At 72.3% G+C, this 26,757-nt stretch carries 20 protein-coding genes; 11 read left to right on the top strand and 9 right to left on the bottom strand.

Annotation, left to right across the window (positions count from 1 at the left end; all coding sequences use genetic code 11):
• The first annotated feature begins 31 nt into the window (after window positions 1-31).
• The 4 genes from hisA to WMF45_RS16235 are packed head-to-tail and all read left to right on the top strand — an operon-like array spanning window position 32 to window position 3,653.
• Window positions 32-757, top strand: a complete 726-nt coding sequence (gene hisA, locus WMF45_RS16250; RefSeq protein ID WP_437717796.1) for a 1-(5-phosphoribosyl)-5-[(5-phosphoribosylamino)methylideneamino]imidazole-4-carboxamide isomerase — start codon at window positions 32-34, stop codon at window positions 755-757.
• A gap of 37 nt (window positions 758-794) precedes the next feature.
• Window positions 795-2,489: a tetratricopeptide repeat protein gene (locus tag WMF45_RS16245; RefSeq protein WP_437717795.1), complete on the top strand. Its 1,695-nt coding sequence runs from the start codon at window positions 795-797 to the stop codon at window positions 2,487-2,489.
• Window positions 2,479-3,135, top strand: coding sequence for a CDP-diacylglycerol--glycerol-3-phosphate 3-phosphatidyltransferase (gene pgsA / locus WMF45_RS16240; RefSeq protein WP_437717794.1), 657 nt, complete (start codon window positions 2,479-2,481; stop codon window positions 3,133-3,135). Before WMF45_RS16245 ends, pgsA begins: the two co-directional genes overlap by 11 nt.
• Window positions 3,136-3,179: 44 nt before the next feature.
• Complete coding sequence (locus WMF45_RS16235) at window positions 3,180-3,653, top strand: hypothetical protein (protein WP_437717793.1); 474 nt, start codon at window positions 3,180-3,182, stop codon at window positions 3,651-3,653.
• 136 nt (window positions 3,654-3,789) lie between these two features.
• Here the strand turns inward: WMF45_RS16235 and WMF45_RS16230 are convergent, their stop codons facing one another.
• Window positions 3,790-6,003: an MYXO-CTERM sorting domain-containing protein gene (locus tag WMF45_RS16230; RefSeq protein WP_437717792.1), complete on the bottom strand. Its 2,214-nt coding sequence runs from the start codon at window positions 6,001-6,003 to the stop codon at window positions 3,790-3,792.
• A gap of 280 nt (window positions 6,004-6,283) precedes the next feature.
• Between WMF45_RS16230 and epmA the strand changes: the two genes are divergently transcribed.
• The 3 genes from epmA to WMF45_RS16215 all read left to right on the top strand — a co-directional run bounded on the left by epmA (window position 6,284) and on the right by WMF45_RS16215 (window position 8,615).
• Window positions 6,284-7,609, top strand: a complete 1,326-nt coding sequence (gene epmA, locus WMF45_RS16225) for an EF-P lysine aminoacylase EpmA (RefSeq protein WP_437717791.1) — start codon at window positions 6,284-6,286, stop codon at window positions 7,607-7,609.
• Window positions 7,606-8,157, top strand: a complete 552-nt coding sequence (locus WMF45_RS16220; protein ID WP_437717790.1) for a hypothetical protein — start codon at window positions 7,606-7,608, stop codon at window positions 8,155-8,157. The genes epmA and WMF45_RS16220 overlap by 4 nt, the downstream gene beginning before the upstream one ends.
• A gap of 65 nt (window positions 8,158-8,222) precedes the next feature.
• Window positions 8,223-8,615 carry a DUF423 domain-containing protein gene (locus WMF45_RS16215; protein WP_437717789.1) on the top strand — a complete coding sequence of 131 codons (393 nt, stop codon included), beginning with the start codon at window positions 8,223-8,225 and terminating at the stop codon, window positions 8,613-8,615.
• A 27-nt stretch (window positions 8,616-8,642) separates the two neighbouring features.
• On the opposite strand, the gene WMF45_RS16210 is transcribed toward WMF45_RS16215, so the two are convergent.
• From WMF45_RS16210 to WMF45_RS16185, 6 genes are all read right to left on the bottom strand, one after another.
• Window positions 8,643-11,963 (bottom strand): efflux RND transporter permease subunit, encoded by a 3,321-nt coding sequence (locus WMF45_RS16210; RefSeq protein ID WP_437717788.1) that lies wholly within the window; start codon window positions 11,961-11,963, stop codon window positions 8,643-8,645.
• A gap of 1 nt (window position 11,964) precedes the next feature.
• Window positions 11,965-13,233: an efflux RND transporter periplasmic adaptor subunit gene (locus WMF45_RS16205; protein ID WP_437717787.1), complete on the bottom strand. Its 1,269-nt coding sequence runs from the start codon at window positions 13,231-13,233 to the stop codon at window positions 11,965-11,967.
• Window positions 13,234-13,397: 164 nt separating this feature from the next.
• Window positions 13,398-14,285, bottom strand: a complete 888-nt coding sequence (locus WMF45_RS16200) for a hypothetical protein (protein WP_437717786.1) — start codon at window positions 14,283-14,285, stop codon at window positions 13,398-13,400.
• Window positions 14,286-14,495: 210 nt separating this feature from the next.
• The gene (locus WMF45_RS16195; protein WP_437717785.1) at window positions 14,496-18,968 is read right to left on the bottom strand and encodes a DEAD/DEAH box helicase; all 4,473 of its coding nucleotides are present in this window, start codon (window positions 18,966-18,968) and stop codon (window positions 14,496-14,498) included.
• 381 nt (window positions 18,969-19,349) lie between these two features.
• Window positions 19,350-19,535 (bottom strand): hypothetical protein, encoded by a 186-nt coding sequence (locus tag WMF45_RS16190; RefSeq protein ID WP_437717784.1) that lies wholly within the window; start codon window positions 19,533-19,535, stop codon window positions 19,350-19,352.
• A gap of 39 nt (window positions 19,536-19,574) precedes the next feature.
• Complete coding sequence (locus WMF45_RS16185; protein WP_437717783.1) at window positions 19,575-20,306, bottom strand: 2TM domain-containing protein; 732 nt, start codon at window positions 20,304-20,306, stop codon at window positions 19,575-19,577.
• Between the two features lie 75 nt (window positions 20,307-20,381).
• Here WMF45_RS16185 and WMF45_RS16180 point away from each other — a divergent pair, with 75 nt between their 5' ends.
• From WMF45_RS16180 to WMF45_RS16165, 4 genes are all read left to right on the top strand, one after another.
• Window positions 20,382-21,587, top strand: a complete 1,206-nt coding sequence (locus tag WMF45_RS16180; RefSeq protein WP_437717782.1) for a serine/threonine-protein kinase — start codon at window positions 20,382-20,384, stop codon at window positions 21,585-21,587.
• 88 nt (window positions 21,588-21,675) lie between these two features.
• Complete coding sequence (locus WMF45_RS16175; protein ID WP_437717781.1) at window positions 21,676-22,434, top strand: CDP-alcohol phosphatidyltransferase family protein; 759 nt, start codon at window positions 21,676-21,678, stop codon at window positions 22,432-22,434.
• Window positions 22,435-22,581: 147 nt separating this feature from the next.
• Window positions 22,582-22,986: a hypothetical protein gene (locus WMF45_RS16170; protein ID WP_437299832.1), complete on the top strand. Its 405-nt coding sequence runs from the start codon at window positions 22,582-22,584 to the stop codon at window positions 22,984-22,986.
• A gap of 139 nt (window positions 22,987-23,125) precedes the next feature.
• The gene (locus WMF45_RS16165) at window positions 23,126-24,583 is read left to right on the top strand and encodes a hypothetical protein (protein ID WP_437717780.1); all 1,458 of its coding nucleotides are present in this window, start codon (window positions 23,126-23,128) and stop codon (window positions 24,581-24,583) included.
• Here WMF45_RS16165 and WMF45_RS16160 read toward each other — a convergent pair.
• Complete coding sequence (locus tag WMF45_RS16160) at window positions 24,528-25,280, bottom strand: hypothetical protein (protein WP_437717779.1); 753 nt, start codon at window positions 25,278-25,280, stop codon at window positions 24,528-24,530. The genes WMF45_RS16165 and WMF45_RS16160 overlap by 56 nt on opposite strands.
• On the bottom strand, window positions 25,273-26,394 hold the full coding sequence (locus tag WMF45_RS16155) for an AAA family ATPase (protein ID WP_437717778.1): 1,122 nt from the start codon (window positions 26,392-26,394) through the stop codon (window positions 25,273-25,275). Before WMF45_RS16155 ends, WMF45_RS16160 begins: the two co-directional genes overlap by 8 nt.
• Between the last annotated feature and the right edge of the window lie 363 nt (window positions 26,395-26,757).

Below are 26,757 nucleotides of genomic sequence, written 5' to 3'. Positions count from 1 at the left end.
CACCGGCGCAGAGGCGCGCTAGACCCGCCGCGTGCAGCTCATCCCCGCCATCGATCTCCTCGGAGGCCAGGCCGTGCGCCTCCATCAAGGGCGCTACGATCAGGTCACCGTCTACGACAAGGACCCGGCGGCGCTCGCCGCTCGCCTCCGCCGTGCCTGCGCTCGGCTGCACGTGGTCGACCTGGAAGGGGCCCGCGCCGGCCTGCCCGTCCAGGCCGACGCCGTCCGCGCCGTCATCGCGGCCTTCGGCGCGGAGGGCGGCAGCGTGCAGGTGGGCGGCGGCATCCGCTCCGCCGCCGCGGCCGAGAGCTACCTCGCGCTGGGCGCCGAGCGCATCGTGCTCGGGACCGCCGCGGTGAACGATCCCGCGCTCGTGCGCGACCTCGCCGGCCGCTTCCCGGGGCGCGTCGTGGTCGCCGTGGACGCCAAGGACGGGCGCGTGGCCGTGCAGGGCTGGGAGCAGGTCTCCTCGGTCACCGCCCTCGACGTCGCCCGCGCGCTCGCCGGCGCCCCCGTCGCGGCGCTCCTCTACACCGACGTCTCCCGCGACGGCACGCAGGTCGGCCCCAACCTGGAAGCCACCCGCGAGCTCGCCGCCTCGTGCGGCTTCCCCGTCCTGGCCTCCGGAGGAGTCGGATCGCTCGCTCACCTGCGCGCGCTCGCGCAGATCCCCGGCGTCAGCGGCGTCATCGTGGGCCGCGCGCTCTACGAGGGGGCCTTCACGCTCGCCGAGGCGATCGAGGCGGCGAGCGCCTGACGGCGTGTGTGCGTTTTCGTGTACGATCCCCCCGACAATGCACGAGCGCGACGACCCACGGCCCTCCTCACGCGAAGTCGCGGCGGAGGAGTTCCTGTTCCACCTGCACCGGGGCAGCGAGCTCCTGCAGGACAACCGGGTCCACGCCGCGAAGGCGGAGCTCGAGCGCGCGCTGTCGCTCCAGCCGAGCGATCCCAAGGGGCAAGACCTGCTCGGGATCGTCTACTTCCGCCTGGGGCTCTACCCGCGGGCGATCGCGATCTATGAGCGGCTGATCCAGGCCCACCCGGAGGCGGTCGAGCCGCGCATCAACCTCGCGCTCTCGTACCTCAAGACCGGGCAGCCCGCGCAGGCGCGGTCCGAGCTCGAGAAGGCGCTCGAGCAGAACCCGAAGCACCAGCGCGCGTGGGGCTACCTGGGGCTCGCGTTCCAGCGCATGGGCGACTACGAGCGCGCGAGCCACGCGTTCGCGGCGGGCGGCCACGACGCGATGGCGCGCCGCCTGCTCGACATGACGGGCGGCGCAACCGGCCGCTACTCGATGGAGCCTCCCGACACCGAGGATCAGCCGCCGGTCGAGGCCAAGGTCGAGGTGCAGCGCGCCGCAGGCGAGGCCGTGCAGGCGCTCGATCGCGCCGGCGCGGGCTTCCGGCACGACTCGGATCTGCCGCGCATCCCGTCAGGGACATGGTCGGCCATCGAGCCTGGCCGCGAGATGATGCCGACGATCCCGGCGCCGCCGTCGTTCAAGAGCCTCGGGGCGGACAGCCGCGCGGGAGGCGCGACGAACCCGCCCGGCGCGGGCAAGGCTCCCGGCCCGAGGGTCGGCGCGGCGCCGACGGTCCCGTCGATGCCGGCGGTGCAGGCGACGCCGGGAGGGAGCGTGTCGCCGACCGTGCGCCGCAGCACGGTGGCGCCCGAGGAGCCCTCCGCGACGGGCCGCTTCGCGATCGCCGTCGCGGCCGGCGGCGGCGCGGCGGACGCGGCGGCGGCGAGCAAGAAGGCGGCGGGGCGGCCGTCGTCGTCCTCGCTGCCGCCTCCCACGGCGGCGCCCGCCGCGACGCCGCCGGCCGCGACGCCGTCCGCGGCGCCGCCGCTGGAGACGCTCTCGGCGCTCGCGCGCGAGCGGCTGCTGGTCTTCCCGCGCGAGGCCGCGGTCACGCGGCACCCGACCGGCGTCGTGCTCGTGCAGTCGGCGAAGGGCTTCGTCGCCCGGCTCGACGCGCTGCGCACCATGAGCGTGCACTCCGGGACGGCCACGCATGTGCTGAAGCGGCAGGCGCGCGGGCGCATCTTCGACGAGCCGCTCGGCGGGCCGAGCACGCCCTTCATCGAGATCGGCGGGCGCTGCGAGCTCGTGCTCGGCGCGCCGGAGGGGCGGCGGCTCCACCCGGTGACGCTCGGGGAAGAGTCCATCTACCTGCGCGAGGACGTCCTCGTCGGCTTCGATCTGCCGATCGGCTACGAGAACGGCCGCCTGCCGGCCGGCGAGGGCGAGGCGGTCGCGATGGTGCAGCTCCGCGGCCGCGGCCACATGGTCCTGTCGGTGCCCGAGCGCGCCGCCGCGCTGGAGATCACCCCGTCGCGGCCGACGTCGACGCGCGCGACCGCGGTGCTCGGGTGGATGGGCCGGCTCCTGCCGCGCACGCTGCCCGCCTCCGAGGCGCCTGGAGGGATGCAGGGCTTCGTGACGTTCGGCGGAGAGGGGATGGTCCTCGTCGATGGTCGCTAGCGCGGGCACGTCCCTGCGGGGCATCAAGGCGCAGCGGCGGCGCACGCTCTGGGAAGACGCGCGGAACCTCCCGAACCTGCTCACGTTCGCCCGGATCCTCATGATCCCGGCCGTCCTCCTGCTCCTGTCGAGGGGCGCGCCGCGGGACTGCTTCTGGGCCGCGGGCGTCTACTCGCTCGCGGCGATCACCGACATGCTCGACGGCTACCTGGCGCGGCGGCAGGGCCTCGTGAGCGTGCTCGGCAAGTTCCTCGATCCGCTCGCCGACAAGCTCATCGTCGCCGCCACGCTCGTGTGGCTCGTGCCGATGGGCCGGATCCCGGCGTGGGCGGTGGTGCTGCTCATCTCGCGCGAGATCACGATCACGGCGCTCCGCTCCATCGCCTCGACCGAGGGGCTCGTCATCGCGGCGGGCGACGGCGGGAAGATCAAGACAGCGCTGCAGATGATCGGGATCGTCTGCTTGATCCTCGGCTACCCGTACCACATCCACCTCGGCGTCGACTTCGGAGAGGTCGACGTGGTGCACGTCGGACGGCTGCTCATCTATCTATCACTCATCTTCTCGATCACGAGCGCCGCGCAGTACATGGGCCTGTTCATCGACGCCATCGACGCCAAGAACCGGCCGGCCCCTCCGCAGTAGATGGGCAATAGGCAAGCCCGCCTGGTTCTGCTAGACCAGCGCGCGTGAAAGCCCCGAAGACATCGCGCAACGCCTTGCGCCCCGCGCTCCTCCTGGCCGCGCTCGCCGCGGCGATCGTCGCCTCCGCCGCGAGCTGCAGCCGGCAGCAAGAGGGCGAGCCCTGCGAGATCGCGAACGGCGACGATGACTGCGCCGATGGCCTCGAGTGCATGGGCATCGGTCAGCAGCAGCAACAACATCGTTGCTGCAGGCCGGATGCGGTCACGCAGGTCTGCGATCCCAACCAGAATCCGACGACGAGCGGCGCGAGCAGCACGAGCAGCACGAGCAGCACGAGCGGCACGGGAGGCAGCGGCGGTGGCACCGGCGGCGCGGGCGGCACCGGCGGCGCGGGCGAGGGCGGAAGCGGGGGCGGTACGGGTGGCGCCGGTGGTACGGGCGGAGGCGGTGGCGGCACCGGTGGCGCGGGTGGCGGCACCGGCGGCGCGGGCGGCACCGGCGGCGCGGGCGGGCGCTAGCGCAGCGAAGGCAGCCCCCGCACCCACCCGGAGGCGACAGGCGCGAGCGCTCCAGGCCTCGCGCTTGCGTCGAGGGCAGGCGGCGCGCGTCGATGCGCCGCCCGCCGCGTGACGCCAGCGGCCTCAGTCCCTCACTTCAGCCCAGCTCGCGGCGCGCCCGCGCACGCCGCCTGAGCACGGCAGCCCCGGCGAGCGCGACCCCGGCGAGCGCCGTCCACGGCGCGACGGGCGCGCTCGGCTCGGCGGCGCGGCAAGCGCACCCCACGACCGTCTCCGGTTCGGGATCCTCGATCGGATCGGTCGGGTCCGGCGTCGCGCCGCCCGTGGAGCCGGCGGGCTCCGGCTCGACGGGCTCCGTCGGATCGACCGGCGGCTCCACCCCGAGATCTTCGCTCTCCACCGTCACGGACGAGGACGGACAGTTCTTGTGGCCGATCACCAGGTAGTACGTCTTCGTGGGATCGAACGGCGGATCGGAGGTCTCGTCGATGACGATCTCGCCGTCCGTCTCCGTGATCCCCTCGACCCTGTAATCGTACTTCGTGGCCTCCGGCAGGAGCTCTCCCAGGGTGAAGCCGACGTGCCGGCCGGCCCTCACGTAGATGCTCCACTCGACGTCGTTCCCACGGTCGGGATCGAGCTCCACGGTGAAGCGGACGCCCTTCGCGGCCCGATCCGGCTTGCTCTTGAAGTGGAAGAGGCTCTGCAGGCTGAGCTGCGAGCGGTAATCCGCGCACGACGCCCCCGAGCCGAAGACCAGCGAGTCGATCCCGAACATGTTCGTCGTCTGCGACTTGCCCCCGGTCAGATCGAGCACCTCCTCGCAGTCGTCGAGGCCCCGGCTCTCGAGCAGCGCGTCGACGGCGCCGGCGTCCGCCTCCGTGAGCTCACCGGCGGTCACCAGCTTGCCGGTCGCCCGCTTCAGCGCCTTGGCGAAATCGCCGAACGAGGCGTTGGGGGTCAGCAGCGTCACCGTGCCCCAGACGAGCTTGTCGCCCACCTTGGCCCCGAATTTCTCGCGCAAGGACCACGCGAGGCTGCCGATCAGCTCGCCGTCCTCGTGCACCTCGCCCACCAGATCGCCGGGGCACGTCTTGCTGTCCTTCGCGAGGTCGCGCGCCATGCCGAAGGGCGCCAGCGTCGCCTCGCCGAGCGTGGAGTCGCCGTTCACGGTGCAGGCGAAATAGTCCGCGATGCCCTCATCGATGCTGCCGGCCCACGGGGAGAGCCCGTATTCGTTGATCGCGAACTGCCCCCCATTGTAGCCGACCGCGTTGGCGGAGACGTAATGGGTGAACTCGTGGAGGAACACGTCGGAGTCGTCCGAGAAATCGAAGAACGAGCCCTGGCCGATGGCGATCAGGTTCGGCGCGCGGAAGGGCTCGCTCACGCCCTCTCCCGAGAAGAACGCGTTGTCCATCGGCCGGCCCGCCTCCAGCATGTTGGCGACCGCGACGAGCTTCCAGCCAGGCGCCCCCATGTCGATCTGGTGGGTCGACACGAAGTAATCGCGCATCCGGGTGAGGTGGTAATAGATGCCGACCTGCGCGAACTGGTCGTGCGCATCCTCCGCGCTCGTGGGCGGATCGTAGAGGAAGTCCTCCCCTGCGTTCGGCTCGACGCTCTGCTCCAGGGTGAGCGGGACGCCGTTGGTGAGGTCGCCATCCACGTAATTCACCACCTTGAAGTTGCCGTTCCAGCCGCTCAAGGTCTGGGGATCCGCCGCGTCGAGGCCGCTGAGCTCGAGATCCTGGACCTCGGGGGTGACCGCCGAGCTGATGGGGTAAACGCGCCCTCGTACGTGCACGGCCAGCGAGCGCCTGTGGACGAGCTTGCCTGTGTGCGCGTCGATGAGGTAGCGCTCCCCGCCGCGATCCGACCGGACATCGACGACCCAGACGAGCTTGCCGCCGGTCTCCGCCTCGGGAAACACCGCGAGCGCCGCGTTCGGCCGCTCCGCGAGCGTCATCCCGTAGGTCGCCTCGACCGCGCGCCGCGCGGCCTCTTCCCCGTGAGTCGGCGTCGTCGCCACCGACAGGTCCCGCGCCACGTCGAGCACGACGACCTCCGCGCGGTTCTCCCGGGTGAGGTCGATGGCCACCGCGGCGCCGAGCACGGGCAGTCCGGCGTGGACCTGCCCAAACCGGACAGTGCGGTGATCGCCATCGACGAGCTCGCTCTGGTAACGCAGCGAGACGCCCTGGAGGCGGAGGTCCGAAGCGGCGTGCTTCAGCGCCGCCTCCGCCGCGCCCCGCGCGCCGTCCGTGCCGCGGAAGGACAGCGCCGTTGCCGGCGAGCCCTGCCGTAGCGTGTGCCACTCCGACGCGGCGGCGGGCCCCGCAGCGGCCAAGGCTGCGAGTGCGGTCAACGGAAGCAAGAGCGGCAGTCGTCTCATGGGTTCATCTCTCCGGCTGGATTTCTGCTGGCTTTCTGCAAGCAGCGCTCGCGTGAGGCGCGGCAGGGCCGGACCGACGAGCGCGACCAACGTAACGAGTTGCGTTGGCTCATCAAGGAGAAGCGACGCGACGTCCTCGCGGAAAATCAAGGAGTTGTGGCCGCGATTGCCTCGTTACGTGACCTCCCTGGTCAACCTGCGTGGTATGTCTCCGGCACCTTCAACGCAGGCTCCCGTGGCTCTCTCTGAAACAAACACCTCCATTGGATTCCCGGCGACGTTCGCCCCGAGCGACATCGTCTCCGCCTGTCCCCCGTGCCCCACAGGGCCCTCCGGTGCGCCGCTGCCCGGCACGGTTCGCGTCGGCGGCCGCGTGCTCGAGGTCGCGGAGGGCGCTGTCGTCCTCGGCGACGCGTTCGGCGCGCTGCGCGTCGCGCTCGAGGGCGCGCCCGCGCCACCGCTCGAGGTCGGCGATCTCGCGATCGTCGAGGGCGCGCCGGCGCCGGCGCCGACCGACCGCGCGCTCGCGTCCGCGCGGCTCGTCGAGCGGATCGCACCCCGGAGACCGCCGCGGGCGCGCTCGGGCGCCGCCGCGCCGCCGTCGAGCGAGACGGAGCGCGTGATCCATCGCGGGCGCGGCGCGGCGCTCGCGCAGCGCGCGGCGGCGCTCGCCGCGGTGCGGGCGCTGTTCGCCGAGCGCGGCTTCCTCGAGGTGGAGACGCCGAGCATGGTCCCGTCCCCCGGGCTCGATCTGCACCTCGACGCGTTCGCTGTGCAGGCGGCGCGCCCGACGTTCCTGATCACGAGCCCGGAGTACCAGATGAAGCGGCTGCTCTCGGGAGGCGTCCCGCGCTGCTTCCAGCTCGCGCGCTGCTTCCGGCGCGGGGAGCTCGGGGACAGGCACAACCCGGAGTTCACGATGCTCGAATGGTACCGCGCCTTCGCCGGCGTGGACGAGGTGATGGCCGACACCGAGGCGATCGTGCAGCGCGTCGCGGGCGCGCTCGGCGCGGAGGGCACGATCTCGACGTCCGGCAAGCAGGTACGTTTGGAGCGGCCGTTCCCGCGGATCTCGATCGGCGAGGCGTTCGCGCGCTGGGCGGGCGTGCCCGCGGACGACGCGATCGCGCTCGCGTCGAGCGACGAGGAGCGCTTCTTCCGCCTGCTCGTGGACGCGGTGGAGCCGGCGATCGCCGCGCTGCCCCACCCGGTGTTCCTTGTCGATTTCCCCGCGCCGTTCGCGTCGCTCGCGCGGCTCAAGCCGAGCGATCCGCAGGTCTGCGAGCGGTTCGAGCTGTATGTCGCGGGCGTCGAGCTCTGCAACGGCTTCGGCGAGCTGACCGACCCGGTCGAGCAGCGCGCGCGGCTCCTCGCCGATCAGGCGGCGCGGGCCGCCCAGGGCAAGCCGGTCTATCCGATCGACGAGCGCTTCCTCGACGCGCTCGAGGAGGGGATGCCGCCCGCGGCGGGCAACGCGCTCGGGGTCGATCGCCTCGTCGCGCTGTGCCTCGGCGCCGCGTCGATCGGCGACGTCCTCGCGTTCCCTCACGGCTGGCTGTGACCGGCGCGGCGGTCCCCGACGGCGACGCGCGCCTCTCCCCGGAGGTCCTGTCGCAGCTCGCCCGCAAGTACCTCACGCTCGCGGAGCTCCGCCGCGCGCGCGCGGCCGGGGAGCCGATCCCGGGCAAGGAGGTGTTCCGCGCGCTCGCGGGGGAGTTCCCCGGCGCGCTGAACGAGCTCGACAACCTGCCCTTCGACGAGATCGAGCGGCGCCGCGACGCGCTCTCACGGGCCCTCGCCGGGGGCCCGGAGGAGCGCTGGATGGCGTGGATGCACGGCTACCACACGCTGATGCGGGCGGCGCTCTACGTGAAGATCCGCGTGGCACGGCGGGAGGAGCTGTCCGACGTCGCCGCGGCGGCGCTCGCGGAGCGGGCGGCGAGGCACGCCGGCACCCCCATCGACGTCGCGTTCGTGATCGCGGTCAAGGCGCCGCCGGACGGCCGGCTGAACCGCCTCGTCCTCGGCCGGCTCGCGACGACGTTCGGCGCGTCGATGGCGGAGATCCGGGGGACGATCTTCCCGCGGCGGGGGGCGGCGGGCGGCTGAAGCGCGGCGCACCCAGCCGAGCGCCCCCGTGACGAGCTCCGGCCATCGGCTAAGCTCCGCGCCCGATGGAACGTCTCTTCTTCCTGCTCTCGGGCGTTTACGGGTTCCTCGCGGTGGCGCTCGGCGCCTTCGGCGCCCACGGGGTCAAGGCGACGCTCGACGCGGCGCCGGACGGCGCGCTGCGCCTCTCCTGGTGGCAAACGGGCGCCCAGTACCACCTGGCCCACGCGCTCGCGCTGGCGCTCGCCGCCCACCTCGCCGCGCGCACCGGCGGCACGGCGGCGACCGTCGCCGGCTTCTGCTTCGCGGGCGGCGTGCTCCTCTTCTCCGGCAGCCTCTACGTGATGACCGTGACGGGCGTCCGCGTCCTCGGCATGGTCACGCCGCTCGGCGGGCTGCTCCTGCTCGCGGGCTGGGGCGCGGTGGCCGTGGCCGCGCTCGGGTTGGCGAAGGGCTGAGGCGCCCGGCAGCGGGCGCCGCCGCGCCTACGTCGTCCTGCGCGCGAAGAGCCGGCCGAACCGCGCGGACGCGCGCTCGCGGAGGGAGGCCACGCGGGACCGGACACGCCCCCAGCGCTCGCTGCGCGCGAGATCGTCGAGCAGCGAGTACGAGACCGGCGTGACGATCAGGGTGAGCAGCAGGCTCAGGGATTGGCCGCCGATGACCACGACGGCGATCGTCTGGCGCTCCTCGGCCCCGGGCCCCGTGCCCAGCCAGAGCGGGAGCATGCCCGCGACCAGGGCCAGCGTGGTCATCAGGATGGGCCGCAGCCGATCTCGGTTCGCCTGGAGGATCGCCTCCTCGCGCGGCACGCCCTCGCCCCGCAGCTTGTTCATGTGGTCGACCTGGAGGATCGAGTTCTTCTTCACCACGCCGAACAGCACGAGGAAGCCGAGCGCAGAGTACAGGTTCAGCGTGTTCCCGGTCGCCCACAGGCTGAGCAGCGCGAACGGCACCGACAGCGGCAGCGAGAGCAGGATCGTCACCGGGTGCACCAGGCTCTCGAACTGCGACGCCAGGATCATGTACATGAGCACGATCGACAGGAGGAACGCCCAGATGAACTCGCCGAAGGTGCGCTCGAGCTCCGCGCCGCGGCCGCGCACGCTTGTCGTGTACGCCGCGGGCATGTCCATCTCCCGCGCGGCGCCGCGCAGCGCCTCCAGCCGGTCGGCGAGCGCGTAACCGGGGGCGACGCCGGCGCGCAGGCTCGAGACCCGCTGGCGATCGAGCCGGTCGATGCGCGACGGGCTCCTCGCCTCCTCGATGCGCACCAGGTTGTCGAGGCGCACAAGGTCGCCCCGGAGCAGCGGCGTCCCGGCCGAGGGCGCCGTCGCACCGCCGGCGCCGCCCGGCGACGGCGCGGCCTGCGCGCGCGCCGTCCGGGGCACGTAGAGGCGGCGGACGGCCGCCACCCGATCGCGATCCTCCTCGATGAGGCGCAGCTGCACGTCGTAGTTCTCGTTCTCGGCCTCGTCCCGGAAGCGCGAGACCGCCTGATCTCCGCCCACCATCAGGCGCAGCGCGGTCGCGATGTCCTGCGTCCGGACCCCGAGCTGCGCCGCGCGATCGCGCTCGATGAGCACCCGGAGCTCGGGCCGGTCGATCTTCAGCGTCACGTCGGCGTCCACGATGCCGCCGAGCTGCGCGGAGCGCTCGCGGAGCTCGTTCGCGTAACGCTCGAGCTGCTCGATGTCGGGGCCCTGGATCGCGAAGTCGATCTCAAAGTTCCCGCCGCCGATGTTGAACGACGGCACGTTGCGCACCGAGATCCGGAGATCGGAGTACTTGCGCAGCTTGCGCCGCACCTCCTGCATCACGTCCTTCTGCGAGGTGTTGTCCTTGAAGGCGCGCCACGGATGGCCGGAGAATGTCTCCCGGAGCAGCCGTGTCAGGGAGAACGTGCGCTCGTCGTGCGGGGCGATCCGCACGAAGGCCTCGCCCGCGCTGACGCCGCCCACGAAGCCGCCGCCCGCAGTGGCGAGCACGCTCCGCACCCCGCGCACCCCGCGGACGTCATCGCTGATCTGGCGCATCACGTCGTCCATCGCGCCGATGCTCGCGCTGAGCGGGGCCGTGACGCGGATCTCGAACTCCGCGTCGTCCGCGCCCGAGGGGATGTACTCCTGCTTCACGAGCCCGTAGAGCGGCACGGCCGACGCCATCACCAGCGCGCCCGAGACGGCGACGAGCCCCCGGTGCCGCATCGCGAACGCGAGGGCGCGCGTGTACCTGGCCTCGAGCCTCCCGTAGAAGCCCTCTCGCGTCGCCGCCCCGCCCCCGCCGCCCGGCCCCCCCGCCTCCCCCGCCCCGTGCGCGCGGGCGCCCTCCTCGCGGAGCAGGCGCGCGCTCATCATCGGGGTCAGCGTGAAGCTGACGAGCAGGCTCACGAGGATCGCGACCGTGGCCGTGATCCCGAACTGGAACAGGAACCGCCCCGAGATCGACGACATGAACGAAACGGGGACGAAGATGACGACGAGCGACAGCGTCGTCGCGAGCACGGCGAGCCCGATCTCCTGCGTCGCGGCCCTGGCCGCCTCGAAGGAGTCCATCTTCTTCTCCTCGACGAAGCGGAAGATGTTCTCGAGGACGACGATGGCGTCGTCGATGACGATGCCCACCATCAGCACGAGCGCCAGCATCGTCACGCTGTTCAGCGTGAAGTCGAGCAGCCACATCATGCCGAACGTCGCGACGACCGACGTCGGGATGGCGACGCCCGCGATGATCGTGGACCGCCACGACCGCATGAAGAGCAGGACGACCGCGCACGCGAGGATGCTGCCGAGGACGAGGTGCACGTTGATCTCGTGCAGCGCCGTGTAGATGTAGCCCGACTGATCGCGGATCACCTCCAGTCGCACGTCCTCGGGCATCTGCTCGGAGAGCTTCGCCAGGTTGGCCTTCACGGCCTCGATCACCGCGACCGTGTTGGCGCCCGACTGCCGCACGACGTCGAGGACGACGGTGGGCTTGCCGTCGAGGCGGGCCAGCGAGCGCTGCTCGTAGGTGCCGTCCTCGGCGCGGCCGATGTCGCGCACCCGGACGGGCCGCCCGTCGACGGTGGCGACGACCAGATCGTTGAACGCGCCCGCGTCCTCGATGCGGCCCATCGTGCGCAGCGTCCGCTCCTCCTCCTTGCCCGTGACGTTCCCCGCGGGGATGTTCGCGTTCTGCTGCACGATCGCGTCGCGGACGGCGGTGATCGGCAGGCCGTACGCGGCGAGGCGGTCGGCGTTCAGCCAGATCTTGATGGCGCGCTGCTGCCCCCCCACGACGCGCACCTCGCCGACGCCCGACGACCGCTCGAGCTGCACCCGCACGAGCTTGTCGGCCAGCTCGGTGAGCTCCCGGATCGATCGATCGGCCGAGAGGGCGATCGACATGACCGGGGTCGAGTCGTTGTCCTGCTTCGCGATGACGGGCGGATCGGTGCCCACCGGGAGCCGGCGCAGCGCCGCCTGCACGCGATCGCGGACGTCCTGCGCCGCCGAGTCGATGTCCCGGTCGAGGTTGAACGTGGCGACGACGACGGAGGTTCCGCTCGTCGAGATCGAGCGGAGCTCGGCGATCCCCTCGACGGTGTTGACCGCCGCCTCGATCTCCTCGGAGATCTCCGACTCGACGTCCTCGGGCGCGCCGCCGGGGAGCGTGGTGCGGACCGAGACCGTCGGCAGGTCCACGGCGGGGAAGCGATCCACGCCCAGCTTGAAGTACGCCACGGCGCCGACCACCACGAGGGCGAGCGTCAGCATGGCGGCGAAGACGGGCCGCTGGATGCAGATCCTGGCGAGCGCTTGCACCCTAGCCCCCTTCCACCACGCGCACCGGCTGCCCTTGCTGGAGCGATCCGGGCTTTGCGACGACGGACTCCCCCGCCGCGACGCCGGACACGATCTCGACCCGATCCCCCGACGTCTTTCCGGTGGTGACCAGCTTCTCCTTCGCCTTGCCGTCCTCGACCGTGATGACCTTCGCGAGGCCGGCGAACCGGACGACGGCGGTCGCCGGCACGGTCGGCACCGGCCTCGAGCTCACGACGATCTGCGCGCTGACGAGGCTCCCCGGCCGCAGGTGGCCGGGGTTCTTGATGTCGCTCTCCACGAGCAGGGTGCGGCTCTGCGGGTCGAGCGCGGGCGCGAGGCGCGCGACCGTCCCTGGATAGGTGGCGCTGTCTCCCTGGAGGGTCACGCGCACGGGCTGGCCCGCGCGCACCGCGGCCGCCTCGAGCTCGGGGATGGCCACGCGCAGCCGCAGCGGGTCGATCCGGACGACGTCCACGATCGGCGCCCCCGCGGCGAGGTACTGGCCGACGTTCGCTCTCCGCACCTGGACGACGCCATCGAGCGGCGATCGCACGAGGGTGTCGGCGAGCTGCTGCCGCGCCATGCGCAGCTCGGAGCGCCGCTGGCGGACGGCGGCCTCGCGGATGCGCACCTCCTCCCGCGCCGACTGCACGGCGGTCTCCGCGCGGACCGCCGCCGCCTCGGCCGCGTCGAGGTCCATGCCCGACATCAGCCCTTCCCTGGCGAGCCCACGCGCCCGGACCTGGTTGGCCTGCGCTTCCTTGAACGTCGCGAGGGCCTGCCTCACGACCGCCGTGCCCTCGATATCGAGCTCGCTGTCCGGCCCGTCCGGGGGCAAGCCGAGCTGGGCGCGGCTCTGCGCCAGCGCGGCCGTGGCCTGCTCGATGCGCAGCTCGTAGTCCCGCGCCTCCAGCTGAGCGATGACCTGATCTCGCTGGACCGGGCTCGCCAGGTCGACCGAGATCGAGGCGAGGCGCCCGGCCACCTTGGCCCCGAGCGTCACCTGCTCGTCGGCGTCGAGGGTCCCCGAGATGTCGACGGCCTGTTCCATGACGAGCTCCGTCACGGGGGCGAGCGTCACCTCCTTGACGCTGGCCGCAGGCTTCTCCGCCTTCGCGCCGCCGGGCTGAGACGCTCCCTGATTGCATGCGAGGCACTGCAGAGCGGCCGCGAACGCGACCGCCGATGTCCAGAGCCCCCTTGGCGGGCCGGAGGCGCGGTGACGGGAGTTTTCGGGCTGGCGAAGCTCGGGAAGGACAGTCCACATGGCGGCGGCCTCGGATGACCAGGAACGCCCCCCCGAGCGCGTATTCGCCGCAGGATAGTGACGGCATCAAGGTTGGAGCGCAACGTGCGCTCGAGCACGCCGCAGCGGTGTCCGCTTCGCGAAAGTGGCTGGGATCGGGCTCTCGACGTGTCGGATCGCTGCCGTCAGGTCGATTCAGGCTCAGGCTCAGGCGCTGCCGGTGTCGGGCTCGATCCGGTCGTCTCGGGCTCATCCTGCTTCACTGCGCGCCGACGCGCGCGGGCACGCGCGCTCGATGTGCGGAAGAGCGCGAGCACCTTGCGCTCATCGCGGTAGACATAGCGGCCTGCGGCGCGGATCTCGTCCATGGCCTCGCGCAGCCACCAGAAGGCGCGATTCCGGAGTGCCATCCCGGCGTTGCCCCCGGGATCGACGGCGCGCTCCGCCGCGCCGCTGCTGAGCGCCGCGGCGAGCTCACGGGCGCGCTCCGGGGCGCGCTTCGGAAGATCGGCCCTGGCCAGCGCGTCGCGGTGCTGCTCGAGGAGCTCGGCGAGCTGGCTCAGATCGCTCACCAGGTCGGCGACGCCGGTGCCAAGGAGGATCCCGTCGATGCGCCGCTCCACCTCCTCGTCCGCCGCGAGGAAGTAGCGGAGCGCCGCGATGGCGTCGCGCTTGAGGGCCTCCGCGTCCTTGCGCTGCGCGCGCAGGTCCGAGGAGAGCGGGAGCGTGCGGACCTCGGTCCAGGCGGACTCGGCGGCGGTTAGCAGGTCGCGCCGGGCAGAGATCGAGGTGCCGACGTCCTTCGAGAGCCTGCTCTTCTTGTAGATCTCCTTGCCGAGCTTGCTCAAGGCGACCTCGAGCTCCCGCGCCTCCTGCAACGTATCGGAGACGGGGTGGTCGATCGGCGCCTCATAGGCAGGATCGAGATCGAGCAGCTCCTGCCGCTGGGCGGCCGTGAGCGTCGACTTCTTCTTCTTGCCGCCGCGCTGCGGCTCAGCGGAGGGCTTCTCGCCCTGCGTGTCCGCGTCCGAGGCGGCCTCGGTTCGTGACTTCTTCTTTTTTTCGCTGGCCATTGGCGTGAGCGTACGGCAGCTCGCGCCATGCGGTCGAGCGTCAAGGGCGCGTGCTGACCCGCCAGGAGTCCGGCCAGAGATCGGGAGAGAGAATTCAACGCAAAGGCGCAAAGGCGCAAAGGCGCAAACGAAAGAACAATTGTCGTGCATTTTGGCGCCTTGGCGCTGAATTCTCTCCACCGGCGAGGCGAGAAGGCTGGGCCGCCGCCCTCACATCGCTGCTCCCGCGGCAGCGGACATCGCCTGTCCCGGCCCACCCGGCGCGGGCGCGGCCGCGGCCACGGGCAGGAGCGGCACGCCGTCGCGGTAGATGACCACGTTCCCGAGCACGGCCGGCACCCGCGGCCCCGGCGTGACGATGCCGACCAGGTTGAGCGGGTCGCACGCCGAGAGCTGCACGATCTCGCCGGACAGGGGCTCTCGCCGGACGGCGCGGAGCGCGTCGAGCGCCTCGGGCAGCGCGAAATGCTCGCCCACGAAGCCGGCGACGAGGTGCCCTCCCCGGAGCTGACCCGCCATCTCGAGCCGCCGGTAGACCCGGAGGAGGTCGCGCCACGCGGGCGGCCGCGGCTCGCGCGCGAGCAGCTCGCGACAGACCACGCCGTAGCGGCGGAGGTACTGGTGCGCGAGCGCCTCGACAGCGTCGGGGCCCTCGGCGCCCTCGCCGGCAGCGGACGCGAACGCGTCCGGCCGCGATCGCAGGAGCGACCACCTGCCCGACGCGACGGGGCCGCCCCGGCGCGCCCCGACGCGCAGGCGGCCCGCGCCCAGCGCGACGGCCGCGCCGCCGCCGCCGAGCAGCGAGCGAAGCGCCGCGAAGCCGTCGCCGGTCACGAGCCCCGCGGCGACGAGCTCCCAGAGCGCCTCCTCGACCTCGTCCCGGGAGCGGCCCGCGCGGCCCGCGCCGCCCACGCCGACAGCGAGGTCGTCGAAGAACGACGCGCCCGCGCGCGTCAGGAACGACAGCACGCCCTGCGCCGCTTCGGAGAGCGACGCCGGCGGCGGCGCGCCCTCGGCCTCCCGCGGCGCGAGGAGCCACGGGAGATCGCGGCGCAGCGCCAGCGTGATCGGCGCAGCGCGCGTGGGCGCCGCCGCGTCGCGCGGGACCACGCGGCCCCACGCCACCTCGCCGGACAGGCAGAGCGCGTCGAGCAGCCCCTCGTCGTAGCCGGCCACGCGCGCGGGCAGCACCGCCTGCTCCCACGCCCCGGCGGCGAGCTCGAAGCCCTGCAGCTGCTCGATCACCCGCCCGAGGCCTCCCGGCCCACGCGCCTGCGTGCCCGGCCGCACGCCCTGCCACGCCAGGAGGAACCGGAGGAGCTCCGCCGCGGTAGCGGGCTCGATCGCCTTGCGCAGCCCGGTGACGGTGCGGCGGTGGATGCGGGCGAGGAGCTGGCGGTCGCACCACTCGATCAACGGATCGCCGCCGCCCGCGGCGGCCTGCGACGGATCGCCGCCGCCCGCGGCGGCCTGCGCCGGCCGCGAGGGCGCGCTCGGCAGGAAGCGCCCGCGCAGCGCGCCGCCGGCGAGCTCGATCCGCGCGAGCGCGGACAGCGCCTCGTACGCAGGCACGTCGAGCCGCGACGCGAGATCCTCGGTCGAGATCGGCCCCGCGGCGCTCAGGAAGCCGCGGACGAGCGCCGTGATCGCGGCGCCGCGATCGACCGCCCCGGCGGCGCCGCGCACGGCGGGCGGCACCGCGACGTCGGGCGCGAACACCGCCTCCGGCCAGATCACCTCGACAAGCGGCCGCCGCTCGGTCGCCACCCAGCGCGGCGCGCGCGGCACGCCCGCGCCCGGCGCAGCGCCCACCTCGGCCGCGCGCCCCGCGGCGCAGAGCGCCTCGAAGTGCCTCGCGAGGCCGCTCCGGATCCCCTCCTCCGCGGGGAGCGCGACCCGGTCGAGCAGGAGCTCGTGCAGCTCGTCCGCGTCGCGCACGTCCGGCCGCGCCTCGGCGACCACCTCGGCGACGACCGCAGGATCGAGCCCGCCCAGCCGCTCGGCGACCTCCGCCGGGAGCCCGCGCCGCACCCGGACCGCCCTCGCGCGGCGCTCCTCCAGCGGGGCGTCGTCGAGGAACGCGTAGGGGTTCGCGTTCAGGATCTCGTGCGAGAAGACGCTCGGCTCCGGCGTGTCGAGCGCGACGACGCGGATCGCCCCGCTGCGCAGGCCGACGAGCAGCGCGCGCAGCCCCTCGACATCCATCAGCTCGGTCAGGCAGTCGCGCAGCGCCTCGCGGACGAGCGGGTGATCCGGCGGATCGACGTGCGCGAAGAGCCCGTGGTTGTCCTGGCAGCCCTGCTGCTCGGGGAAGATCGAGAGCAGGAGGTCGTCGGCGCGCATGCGCTGGAGCGCCGGCGGCACCCGCCGGCCCCCGCGGAACCGGAGCAGCGCGAGCGCGCGGGACGCGGCCCAGCGGAAGCGCGTGCGGAACATCGGGCCCTGGAGAGCGGCCTGGACGAGCACCTCCTCGAGGCCCTCGGGACGGACCAGATCGAGCACCTCGTCGATCGGGATCCCGTGCTCCGCGGACAGCGAGAGCAGCACGCCGTCGTCGGTCGCCGCCGCCTGGAGCTCGAAGTCGAACGACCGGCAGAAGCGCTTGCGCAGCGCGAGCCCGAGCGCGCGATTCACGCGGCCGCCGAGCGGCGTGTGGACGACGATCTGCTGCCCCCCGGCCTCGTCGAAGAAGCGCTCGACCACGACGGTCGCGCCGCCCGGGACCGCGCCGAGCGCCGCGCGCCCCGCCTCGATGTAGTCGCGCACGAGCAGCGCGCCGCGCGCGTCGAGCGCGCACGCCTCCATGAGCCAGCGCGCCGCCCGGGACCGCGCCGCCCGCGCCTCCTCGCCGCCCTGGCCCCGCTCGGCCGCCGGCCGCGCCCCCTCGGCCCGCTCCTCGTCGAGGCGCGCGGCGACCTCGGCGCGGAGCGCCGCGACCTCGGCCGAGAGCTCCGGCGTGCGCGCCGGCGCCTCTCCGAGCCAGAACGGCACCGTCGGCGCGGCGCCGTGGGCGTCCTCGACCCACATCTGGCCGCCCTCCAGCCGGAGCACCCGCCAGGAGGTGTTGCCCAGCAGGAAGACGTCGCCCCCGGACGACTCGATCGCGAAATCCTCGTCGAGCGTGCCGACCTTGGTGCCGTCGGGCTGGACCACCACGTCGACGGCCGCGATGTCGGGGATCGCCCCGCCCGAGGTGAGCGCCGCGAGCCGCGCGCCGCGCCGCCCGCGCAGCCGGCCGCCGATCGCGTCGCGGTAGACGAGCGACCCGGCCCGCTGCCGCGCGCCACGGGCCGCGGACGCGCCGTCGTCCGCCGCGGCGGCGCCGCCCGAGACCATGGCCACCACCGCGTCGAAGTCGCGGCGCGAGAGGCCTTCGTAAGGCGCGGCCCTTCGGACGAGCGCGTAGAGCCCCTCTTGGTCCCGCTCCTCGCAGGCGCACGCGGCGATGATCTGCTGCGCGAGCACGTCGAGCGGCCCCTCGCGCGACGTCATCCGATCGAGCTCGCCGCGGCGCGCGGCGCGCACGATCGCCGCGCACTCGACGAGCTGGTCGCGCGTCAGCGGGAAGAGCCGCCCGCGCGGCGTCGCGGCGAGGGCGTGGCCCGAGCGACCGATGCGCTGGAGGGCGACGTTGATCGACCGCGGCGAGCCGACGAGGCAGGCGAGGTCGACCGCGCCGACGTCGATGCCGAGCTCGAGCGACGCGGTCGCGACGACGACCCGGAGCTCCCCGGCCTTGAGGCGCCGCTCCGCCGAGAGGCGCCGGGCCCGCGAGAGGCTGCCGTGGTGGGCCGCCACGACGTCCTCGCCGAGCCGCGCGCCGAGCGCGTGCGCGACCCGCTCGACGAGGCGGCGCGTGTTGACGAACACCAGCGTCGACCGCGCTCCCTCCGTGAGCGTCGCGATGCGGTCGTAGATCTCGGTCCACTGCTCGTGCGTACAGACCGCGCCGAGCTCGTCGCGGGGCACCTCGATGGCGAGATCGAGATCCCGCCGCTGCCCGACGTCGACGATCTGGGGCAGCTCGCGCGCGCCGGCGACGAGCCGGGCGGCGATCTCGATGGGGCGGACCGTGGCGCTGAGCCCCACGCGCTGCGGCCGGGCGCCGCCCTGGCCGATCACGAGGTCCTCGAGCCGCTCGAGCGAGAGCGCGAGGTGGGCGCCGCGCTTGTCGCCTGCGATCGCGTGGACCTCGTCGAGGATCACCGTGCGCACCCCGGAGAGCGCGCGCCGCCCCGACGCGCTGGTCAGCAGGATGAACGCGGACTCCGGCGTCGTGACGAGCACGTGCGGCGGCCGGGCCGCCATGGCGCGCCGCTCCTGCGCGGGGCTGTCGCCGGTCCGCACGAGGGCCCGGATGCCCGGCGCGGGCAGGCCCGCCGCCTCCATGGCCGCGGAGATCTCGGCGATCGGCTGCTCGAGGTTGCGGTGGACATCGTGGGAGAGCGCCTTCAGCGGCGAGATGTAAAGGACATCCGTGCGGTCCTCGAGCGCGCCTCGCGCCGCGTCGCGGACGAGCCGGTCGAGGCAGAAGAGGAAGGCCGCGAGCGTCTTGCCGGCGCCGGTCGGCGCACTGATCAGCGCGTCGCGGCCGGCCGCGATGACCGGCCAGGCGCGCTCCTGGGCAGGGGCGGGGGCGCCGAAGCGGTCACGAAACCACCGGTCGACGACGGGGTGAAACATCCCGTCGAGGGTAGCCCGCCGGGGGGAGAGGCGAAAGCGAGAGGGGCGGCGGCTGGCGTGCGGGAGCGGCGCTGGGCCAAGGCCCGCGGCGACCTGGGCGAGCGCTCGACGAAAGATATCGACAGATGCCTGTCGGGTTCTCTTCTGGCCTTCCGGATGAAGGAGTGAAAACGCACTGCTGGACGCCGTTTCAGCGCGCCGTCTTCGACGCGGAGTCCGGTCAGACCTGGTCAGAGTGGGAGATGCGATCAAGGCAATCGAACGTTGGGGCGAGTGGGCACTTGCCTTCGCAAAGGCGTTTACCCCCCCTACCCACCGCAAAGGCGTTTGGCCCCCTACCCTACCGTGCCGAATCTCCCCGAGCTCTGACGCGCGGCTGCGTCACACGCGCCGCTGGCTGCCGTTCTGCCAGGCGATGAGCGCGAACCAGACCATCATCAAGATCGACGCCGGCGCCAGCACCGTCGGGGGCAAGAAGGGCGAGACGAAGCTGTAGGCGAAGAGCAAGGCGCCGGCGGGGACGCCGACGAGCTTCACCGGCAGCGAGGCGGCGCGCGACGCCGTCACGATCCAAAAAGTTACCGCCACACGTGCGGCGCCGCGCCGTCAGCGCCCGCCGCGGCCTCGCCGGGCCGCGCGATCCGCCTCTTCGTCGCCGAGCTCCTCCGACTCGGCCTCGTCCGCGTCGAGCGGCGCGATCCGCGACCTCTTCGACGCGCCCTCGACCGGCGCCGGCGGCGGAGCGCTCCCGCGGATCTCCTGCGCGACCCGCGAGAGCAGCGTCGCGACGCCCTCCTCGACGGCGTGCCCGAAATCCTCCGCGCTCTGCTCGAGGCGCTGCTTGCGCTCGAGCCGCTCGGCCCTGCGCTGCTCCTTCAGCCGCCGCTGCTGCTCTTTCCGCGCCTGCGCGGCGCTGCGCTCGAGCTCCCGGCCGATCTGCCGCGGGGACACGTCGCTGGAGAGCGCGACGAGCGCGTGGAAGGCGAGCCCCAGGCCGCACCCGAGCAGCGGCCAGAAGAACCACCACGGCCCGTCCGTGAGCGCGTTCACCGCGAAGAGGAACGCGTTCACGAGGAGGTACGAGAACAGGTGCGAGCGGAACCCCTTGCGCCGGCGCGCGAGGATGGCCTCGCGCGCCGCCCCCTCGCCCCGGACTTGCTCGATGTCGCGCGATGCGGCATCGATCGCGCCCCGGGAAATGCCGATCTCCTCGGCCGCCGCGACCAGCTCGTCATGGCTCACGTCGCGCGTCTGCGCGTCCCGGAGGGCGCGCTCCAGGATGGCCCGCACCTCGGCCTCGCTGTACTGCCGCCCGCTCTGCTTGCCCGGTTTCGTCATCGCTCTCCTCGCGACCGCGCGGAGCATACGCTTGACCGCGTGCGTCCGCGCCGCTTCCATGAAGGCAAGGACCCCATGAGCAGCGAAACCGCCTCACAACGCGTGGGGACCACGATCCGCAACAAGTGGACGCTGGAGCGGCTGCTCGGCGCCGGCGGCATGGCCGCCGTCTACGTCGGCGTCCACCGGATCGGCCGCCGGGACGCGCTCAAGATCCTGCACCCGCAGGCCGCGAAGTCGAAGGAGATCTGCGACCGGTTCGAGCGCGAGGCCCAGGCCGCGAACCGCTTCCGCCACCCGGGCGCCGTCGAGATCCGCGACATCGACGTCGCCGAGGACGGGGCGCCGTTCCTGGTGATGGAGCTCCTCGAGGGTGAGTCGCTCGCCGAGCGCGAGCGCCGCCTCGGCGGCCTCCAGCTGGCGGAGGTGCTCCGCTTCACCGCGCAGGTGCTCGACACGCTCGCCGCGGCGCACGCGCAGGGGATCATCCACCGCGACATCAAGCCGCCCAACCTGTACGTCGTCGGCGACGGCGCAGGGGACACGCCCGCGCACGGCGGCGGCCCGCGCATCAAGGTCCTCGATTTCGGGCTCGCGCGGATCCGCCAGGACTCCAGCCTCCAGGGGGAGCTCACGCGGATGGGCCTGGTGCTCGGCACGACGCCGTACATGCCGCCGGAGCAGGCGAAGGGCCGCGACATCGACACCCGCGCCGACCTCTTCGCGGTCGGCGCCACCATGTTCCGGCTGATCGCCGGCCGCCATGTCCACGAGGCGAGCACCGATTTCGACCTCCTGCTGAAGATGGGCAGGGAGCCGGCGCCGCCGCTCGCGCAGCGCGCGCCGCACGCGCCGCGCGACGTGTGCCTCGTCGTCGATCGCGCGCTCGCCTTCGACCGCGACCAGCGCTACCCCGACGCGCGCCAGATGCTGGAGGACGTGCGCGCCCTCCTGCGCAGCGAGCCGCCCCCGCGCGCGTCGCGGTTCGCGCACGCGCTCGCTCCGGACGCGATCACGCTGCGAGAGCAGCCGTCGCCCCGTGGCGCCGCGGACGAGAGCGGGCCCGCCACGATCCCGGTGAGGCCCGCGAGCGTCTCGACCGCTGTCGAGGGCATCACGGGCATCACCGTCGACTGGAGCGACGAGCCGCCCGTGAGCGGCGGCTCCATCACCAAGGAGTGGGTGCGCCCCGAGGCCGCGAAGGAGGACTCGATCGCCGTCGACTGGAGCGACGAGCCGCTCGACGCGGCCGCGCCCGCCTCGCGCCCGGCGCGGCGCTGACCTGGCGGCGGGCGGGTCCGCCAGCCGGGGCGAAAGCGCCGCTGCCGCCCGAGCAAGACGGGAGCCGCTCGGCTAGGATGCGCCGGCCATGCTCGGCGAAGCGAAGCGGATCTACCTGGCCACGCGGAAGAAGCACGATCAGCTCTTCAACACCTACCTGATGCGCCCGCTCGCCGGCGGCGTGGTCGCGCTCCTCGCGCGGACCGCGATCACGCCGAACCAGGTGACGCTGCTCAACCTCGCCGTGTTCGTCGTCGCGGCGGCGCTGCTCGTCGCGCTGCCCACGGCGGCGGGGGGCCTCGTCGCCATCGCCGTGCTCGAGCTGAGCTACCTCCTCGACTGCGCCGACGGGATGCTGGCGCGCCACAAGCAGCTCGCGTCGAAGGAGGGCCACCTCTTCGACTTCTTCACCGACGAGCTCAAGGCGGTGCTCCTCTCGGGCGCCCTCTCGATGCGCCTCTTCAGCGCCGGCGGCCTCGGGCTGGACGGCGGCCGCTGGCCCGGCGGAGACCCGCGCTTCCTGCTCGCCGGCGTCGTCGGGGTCGCGGTGATCGCCTCGGCGATCTCGCTCACGAACTTCGTCCGCCGCCCGGAGATCAGCGGCAAGGAGACCTCGGTCTCCGCCTATTACGAGACCGCCACGGGGGAGCGGCCCCGGTCGCCCGCCGCCCGGGCGGCGGCGCTCGTGATGACGTTCCTGCGCTTCCTGAACCACTACCCGAGCCACATCTGGGCGTTCGCGCTCGCGGACCGGCTCGACGTGTTCTTCTGGATGTATGTGCTGATCAACCTCCTCTACCTGGCGAAGGGCTGGCTCGGGCTGCTGCTCAGGTTCGGACGATCGTAGTCCCTCATCGCCCCCGCCGTAGGGCCATGTCATCGGGCGAATGCGTCGAGACGACTACCCTGCGTTCCTGTGTGCGATGACCGAACTGCATGATCCGCCCTGACGGACTGGTGGAGATCCTGGGCCCGGTTGCGGTATGAACGCGCGATGGAGATCCAAGATCTGTCCGACTTCATGCGCGCCGACCCTCGCTTCGCCACCCGCCGCAAATGGCTGATCCTGAGCGAGACCGTGTACACGCCCACGGGTGAGAAGGTGGAAGAAGGGTTCCGCTACTTCACCTGCCCGATCGGAGCGCTCACTGCCGCCCTGGAGAGGCGGGACTTCGCCGCCATCGCGAAGCTCCCCTTCGCTCTGGATGGGGAGGGCGAGCCGGACACCTCCGCGGTGCGCCTGGATCTCGCCTATACCGCGTCCGGTGCGCTCGCCGCCTTCCAGCCCGTGGAGTATCGCGACCACGCGCCCACGTGCGTGTCGGCGCCCCTGGTCCTCGAGCGCGCGGAGGCCCAGGCGCTCCGCGACATCCTGCGAGAGCTCGACCAGTCCGCCTAGCACGACTGCCGCGGTGACAGGGCAGCACCTTTGGCGCGCACGCAGCCGGGTGCTGCTCCACTTCGCGCGCCGCGCGCGGCGCGGCCATGCTGGCAACCGCTCCTTGCAAGCTTCCCGGAGGCTCGGTTAAAGCGCCTCGATGCGGAGATCCCTTCCCTGGCTGGCTTGCTTCACCCTCGGCCTCGGGCCCGTAGGCTGCGGCACAGAGGGCGATGACAGGACCCCGGCCACACCTTCGGAGTACAAGCACCCTTTGCCGGAAGGCGAGAGCATCTGTGGGCGAGCCGACTTCGAGGAGATGTTCCCTTTCTCCCTTCGATCCTCGACCCTCCCCGTGCTCGTGCACCACTACAAGGCGGAAGAGCGCGACACCGCGCGCCAGGTCCTCGCGTTCGTCGAGGAGGGCTGGGACTATCATGTGCGCCAGATCGGCATGCGCCCGCCCATCGGCGATGGCGGAGAGTGCGGGCCGGACGACGCGCTCGATGTGTTCGTGTGGAGAGGCCACCGCAGCTGCCTCGTCGACGTCCTCGGGGGCGAGCCGTCGACCTCATGGGACGACCGGCACCCCTACATGATCGTCGATCCGTGGGGTCCTTACGGCGGCTCCGCTCTCGAGGAGACCGTGGTGCACGAGATGGCGCACGCCTCGCAGGCCGCGGACGACTGGAGCGAGAGCCCCGTCGTGTTCGAGATGTCGGCGACGTTCCTCGACCAGGTCCGCGCGGATCGCTATGCGGATGAGGGCCTGGCCGATTTCCAGAGGCACCCGGAATGGGCGATCGACCACAACGACCATTACGAGACATGGTCCATGTACGGCGCCTCCATGGTGCTGCTCTACCTCAAAGATCGGTTCTTCGACGGCGATCCGCGGTTCGTCTCGCGCATGTGGCTCGGGTCGCGCGACGCCCCCGCCACAGGCGACGGCGCGCAGCCCAACGAGCCTGACTTCGTCGATGCGCTCGATTCGATGCTCCGAGAGGCGGCGGGCATGAGCTATGTCGAGGCCGTCCCCGAGCTCGCGCGCTGGCGCTGGTACACCGGCGATCACATCGACGACCGCCATTTCCGCCATTTCGCGGGCGGCCTTCAGAACCTCGCGGCGGCGAAGCTCTCGCTGGCGGCCCAGGTCGAGGCCAGGCCGGGCAGGATCGACGTCCGCGAGCGCGCGCCGATGTTGCTCGGCACCAGCTATATCGAGCTCTCGGCAGGAACGGACACGCCACGATCGCTCCGGGTGTCGCTCGAGGCGCCCGACGACGCGAGGCGCCGCTTCGTCGTCCAGGCCGTCCCCGGGCTGACGCCCGACTCGGATGGCGAGGTCCTGGATCTGTCGTCCGGCTCCGCGGAGCTGAAGCTCGCAGCCGACGGGAAACGAACGCTCGTGGTGACCGCGCTGCCCACCGGCGCCTACGATCCCGACGCGAGACGTGAAGAGCGGTATCCGTTCACCCTGATCGTGCGCGACGACGCGGCGCCGCGCCCCGCGTGGAGGCGCGGCGCCGCGCCTCGGCCAAGGGAGCCGGGAAGGTCGATGGTCAGCGCTTCGCGACCGGGTCGAACAGGGGCACGAGGCGCTCTTCGATCTCCGTGAGGTAGTCCATGAGCCCGGTCGCGGCGCCTCGCTGCTTCAGGGTGGTCAAGGGAGGGTCTTTCATGCATGCTTCCTCCCGCTCTGGATCCCCTCCCGTGAGCGCATGGAGCACCCGCTTCGCATCGCGCTTCGCGCCTTCCTCGCTCGCCGTGAGCCGCTCGGCGCCCAAGCGGGGGTCGAAACCCAGATCCTTGTGCTCGCGCTCGAGGAGCGCTCTCTCGGCGTCGTCGCGAGACTCGTAGCCAGCGAGGATCCAGCACTTTCGCTTGGTATTGGCGACGCCGATGACGACCGCGAAGGGCCACGGCTGTGAGTCCCGCGCCTGCTCGAAGCCCTCGCGACGTCGGCTCAGCTTGTCCGCGTCACGCGTGAGGATCACAACATCTGGAGGAGAGCCGAGCGTGGCGAGGAGCTTCAGGGCCTGCTCGGCCATCGCTGCGTCTGGTTCGCGCGGTCTTCCGCCGGAGAACCCGTGCGCGACGACATGCCGCTCCCTCGCCATCCCCTTCATGCTCGTCCACTTCAGGTAAGAATCCTGCCGGCAGATACCGTGATAATTGCGAAGGAAGTCGATCGTCTCCGAGTCAATCCAGTCGACATTTTCGCAGAGCGCTCGATCGGACAGCACGCAGGCCGTGCGCCGGTCGGCGTCCGCTTCACAGACGATCGCTATCGAGTAGGCCGCCTGCTCAGGCATGGGGCTGCGGGCCTCGATCGCGCACCCATTCCTCGCCGACCATGCTCCAGATCTCCCCTGGGCGCATGAACTCCTTCCAGCGCTGAAATTGCGGATGATCGTTCAACCGGGCCCACCTCACGGCGCCGGTCTCGTCGGCGCTCATCAGTCGAACCTCCTCAGGCTCGAGATGATCGATGAGGTAGGGGGAGTGGCTCGTCGCGACGATCTGCAGGTCAGGAAGCGCGTCGAGCAGCTTGCGGATCTGCCCGACCAGATCGGCGATGGCCCTCGGGTGGATCGCACGCTCAAGGTCGTCGATAAGGAGCAAGTGCGCGCTCCTACGACCGATGATCGCCGTTAAGATACCCAGCACGATAAGCGTCCCCTCGCTCGCGGCATGGGCTGGTAGACCGGCCGCACCGCGCGTGTCCAGCACGACACGATGGCCAACGTACTCGCGCTCTACGGTGCTCGTCGTCGTCTGGCCGTTGATGGTCACCCGTTGGACCTCGGGCCGCCTCACCGCTGACCTCTCCAGGCGGATCCTCTCCACGGACGGAATGACTGCACGCAGCGCCTCCTCGACACGTCGGAAGTCGTCCGCGCGCGAGATGAGCATCTCGGCGAGCACGGCGGCCAGGCCATCGCCGTCCGGATCGATTCGCGGCACGAGCGAGGCGCTGTAGGACGGCTGGGCAAGCTTGGTCGCGTCGAGCCTGAGCAGGTCCGCCGGAGGGCGAACAGCATCTATCGCCTCTCGATCGTCCTCTGACAAATGAGAGCTACCTCCCGGATAGGTGAGCTCGTGGTCACCGTAGTGAACGGTCACGTACCTTCCCCAGTGCGTTTCGTCGTATTCCTCTGCACGAAGCTCGATCGAGCCCGCCTTGCCCCTCCAGGTGCCCGTGCATCGAATCTCGATCGGATCGCTGGTGCCGTGAGAGCGGACCACGGACGGATGTCGCTCACCTTCCAGAGCTGACCACGGGTCTTCCGCGTGGAGAGCTGCCAGCCCTTGAAGCACGCTCGTCTTCCCAGAGGCGTTCGGCCCTACCAGCACCGTGAACCGCTCGAGCGGGAAACGGATGTCCCGCAGCGCTTTGAAATTCTTGAAGCTGACGGTCTCGATCATGGGCGTGCACCGAAGCCTTCCGCGGGCCCCGGGAGCCTAGACGACCCCGTCCATCCCGGCCACCTCGCCCGCCTGACCTGCTCGCCCTCCGGCTTCCTCCAGCAACGAGATCGCCCGGCTTCTCGCTGCGCGGAGGAGCGAGATCGCTCCCGCCGCGGCGTGTTGCCCTGAAACGCGGCTCTATTCCGCTGCGCGGCGCTGGCTCGTCGCACGGCGCCCCGCTCGGCGTCGGTCCGTCATCGTGCACACGTGCCGCGCATCTCAGCGTCACGGTCCGCGGTGTGGCGCCGCCATTCCTCCAGGACCTGGAGAGAGGCGCGCCAACCGCCCACAGAACACGCGCCGCCAAAAACTGGCCCTCCT

Origin of the sequence: Sorangium sp. So ce448 (assembly GCF_051520915.1) — a bacterium.
Taxonomy (GTDB): Bacteria; Myxococcota_A; Polyangia; order Polyangiales; family Polyangiaceae; genus Sorangium; species Sorangium cellulosum_B.
Note: the sequence above shows the minus strand (reverse complement) of the source record. Positions and strands in the feature narration are given on the sequence as shown.

What these genes read in the sequence shown, in the direction of transcription:
- WMF45_RS16245 (WP_437717795.1), top strand. Translation starts at nt 795, where the DNA reads ATGCACGAGCGCGACGACCCACGGCCCTCCTCACGCGAAGTCGCGGCG.
- pgsA (WP_437717794.1), top strand. Translation starts at nt 2,479, where the DNA reads ATGGTCGCTAGCGCGGGCACGTCCCTGCGGGGCATCAAGGCGCAGCGG.
- WMF45_RS16215 (WP_437717789.1), top strand. Translation starts at nt 8,223, where the DNA reads ATGGAACGTCTCTTCTTCCTGCTCTCGGGCGTTTACGGGTTCCTCGCG.
- WMF45_RS16205 (WP_437717787.1), bottom strand. Translation starts at nt 13,233, where the DNA reads ATGTGGACTGTCCTTCCCGAGCTTCGCCAGCCCGAAAACTCCCGTCAC.
- WMF45_RS16200 (WP_437717786.1), bottom strand. Translation starts at nt 14,285, where the DNA reads ATGGCCAGCGAAAAAAAGAAGAAGTCACGAACCGAGGCCGCCTCGGAC.
- WMF45_RS16195 (WP_437717785.1), bottom strand. Translation starts at nt 18,968, where the DNA reads ATGTTTCACCCCGTCGTCGACCGGTGGTTTCGTGACCGCTTCGGCGCC.
- WMF45_RS16185 (WP_437717783.1), bottom strand. Translation starts at nt 20,306, where the DNA reads ATGACGAAACCGGGCAAGCAGAGCGGGCGGCAGTACAGCGAGGCCGAG.
- WMF45_RS16180 (WP_437717782.1), top strand. Translation starts at nt 20,382, where the DNA reads ATGAGCAGCGAAACCGCCTCACAACGCGTGGGGACCACGATCCGCAAC.
- WMF45_RS16175 (WP_437717781.1), top strand. Translation starts at nt 21,676, where the DNA reads ATGCTCGGCGAAGCGAAGCGGATCTACCTGGCCACGCGGAAGAAGCAC.
- WMF45_RS16170 (WP_437299832.1), top strand. Translation starts at nt 22,582, where the DNA reads ATGGAGATCCAAGATCTGTCCGACTTCATGCGCGCCGACCCTCGCTTC.
- WMF45_RS16165 (WP_437717780.1), top strand. Translation starts at nt 23,126, where the DNA reads ATGCGGAGATCCCTTCCCTGGCTGGCTTGCTTCACCCTCGGCCTCGGG.
- WMF45_RS16160 (WP_437717779.1), bottom strand. Translation starts at nt 25,280, where the DNA reads ATGCCTGAGCAGGCGGCCTACTCGATAGCGATCGTCTGTGAAGCGGAC.
- WMF45_RS16155 (WP_437717778.1), bottom strand. Translation starts at nt 26,394, where the DNA reads ATGATCGAGACCGTCAGCTTCAAGAATTTCAAAGCGCTGCGGGACATC.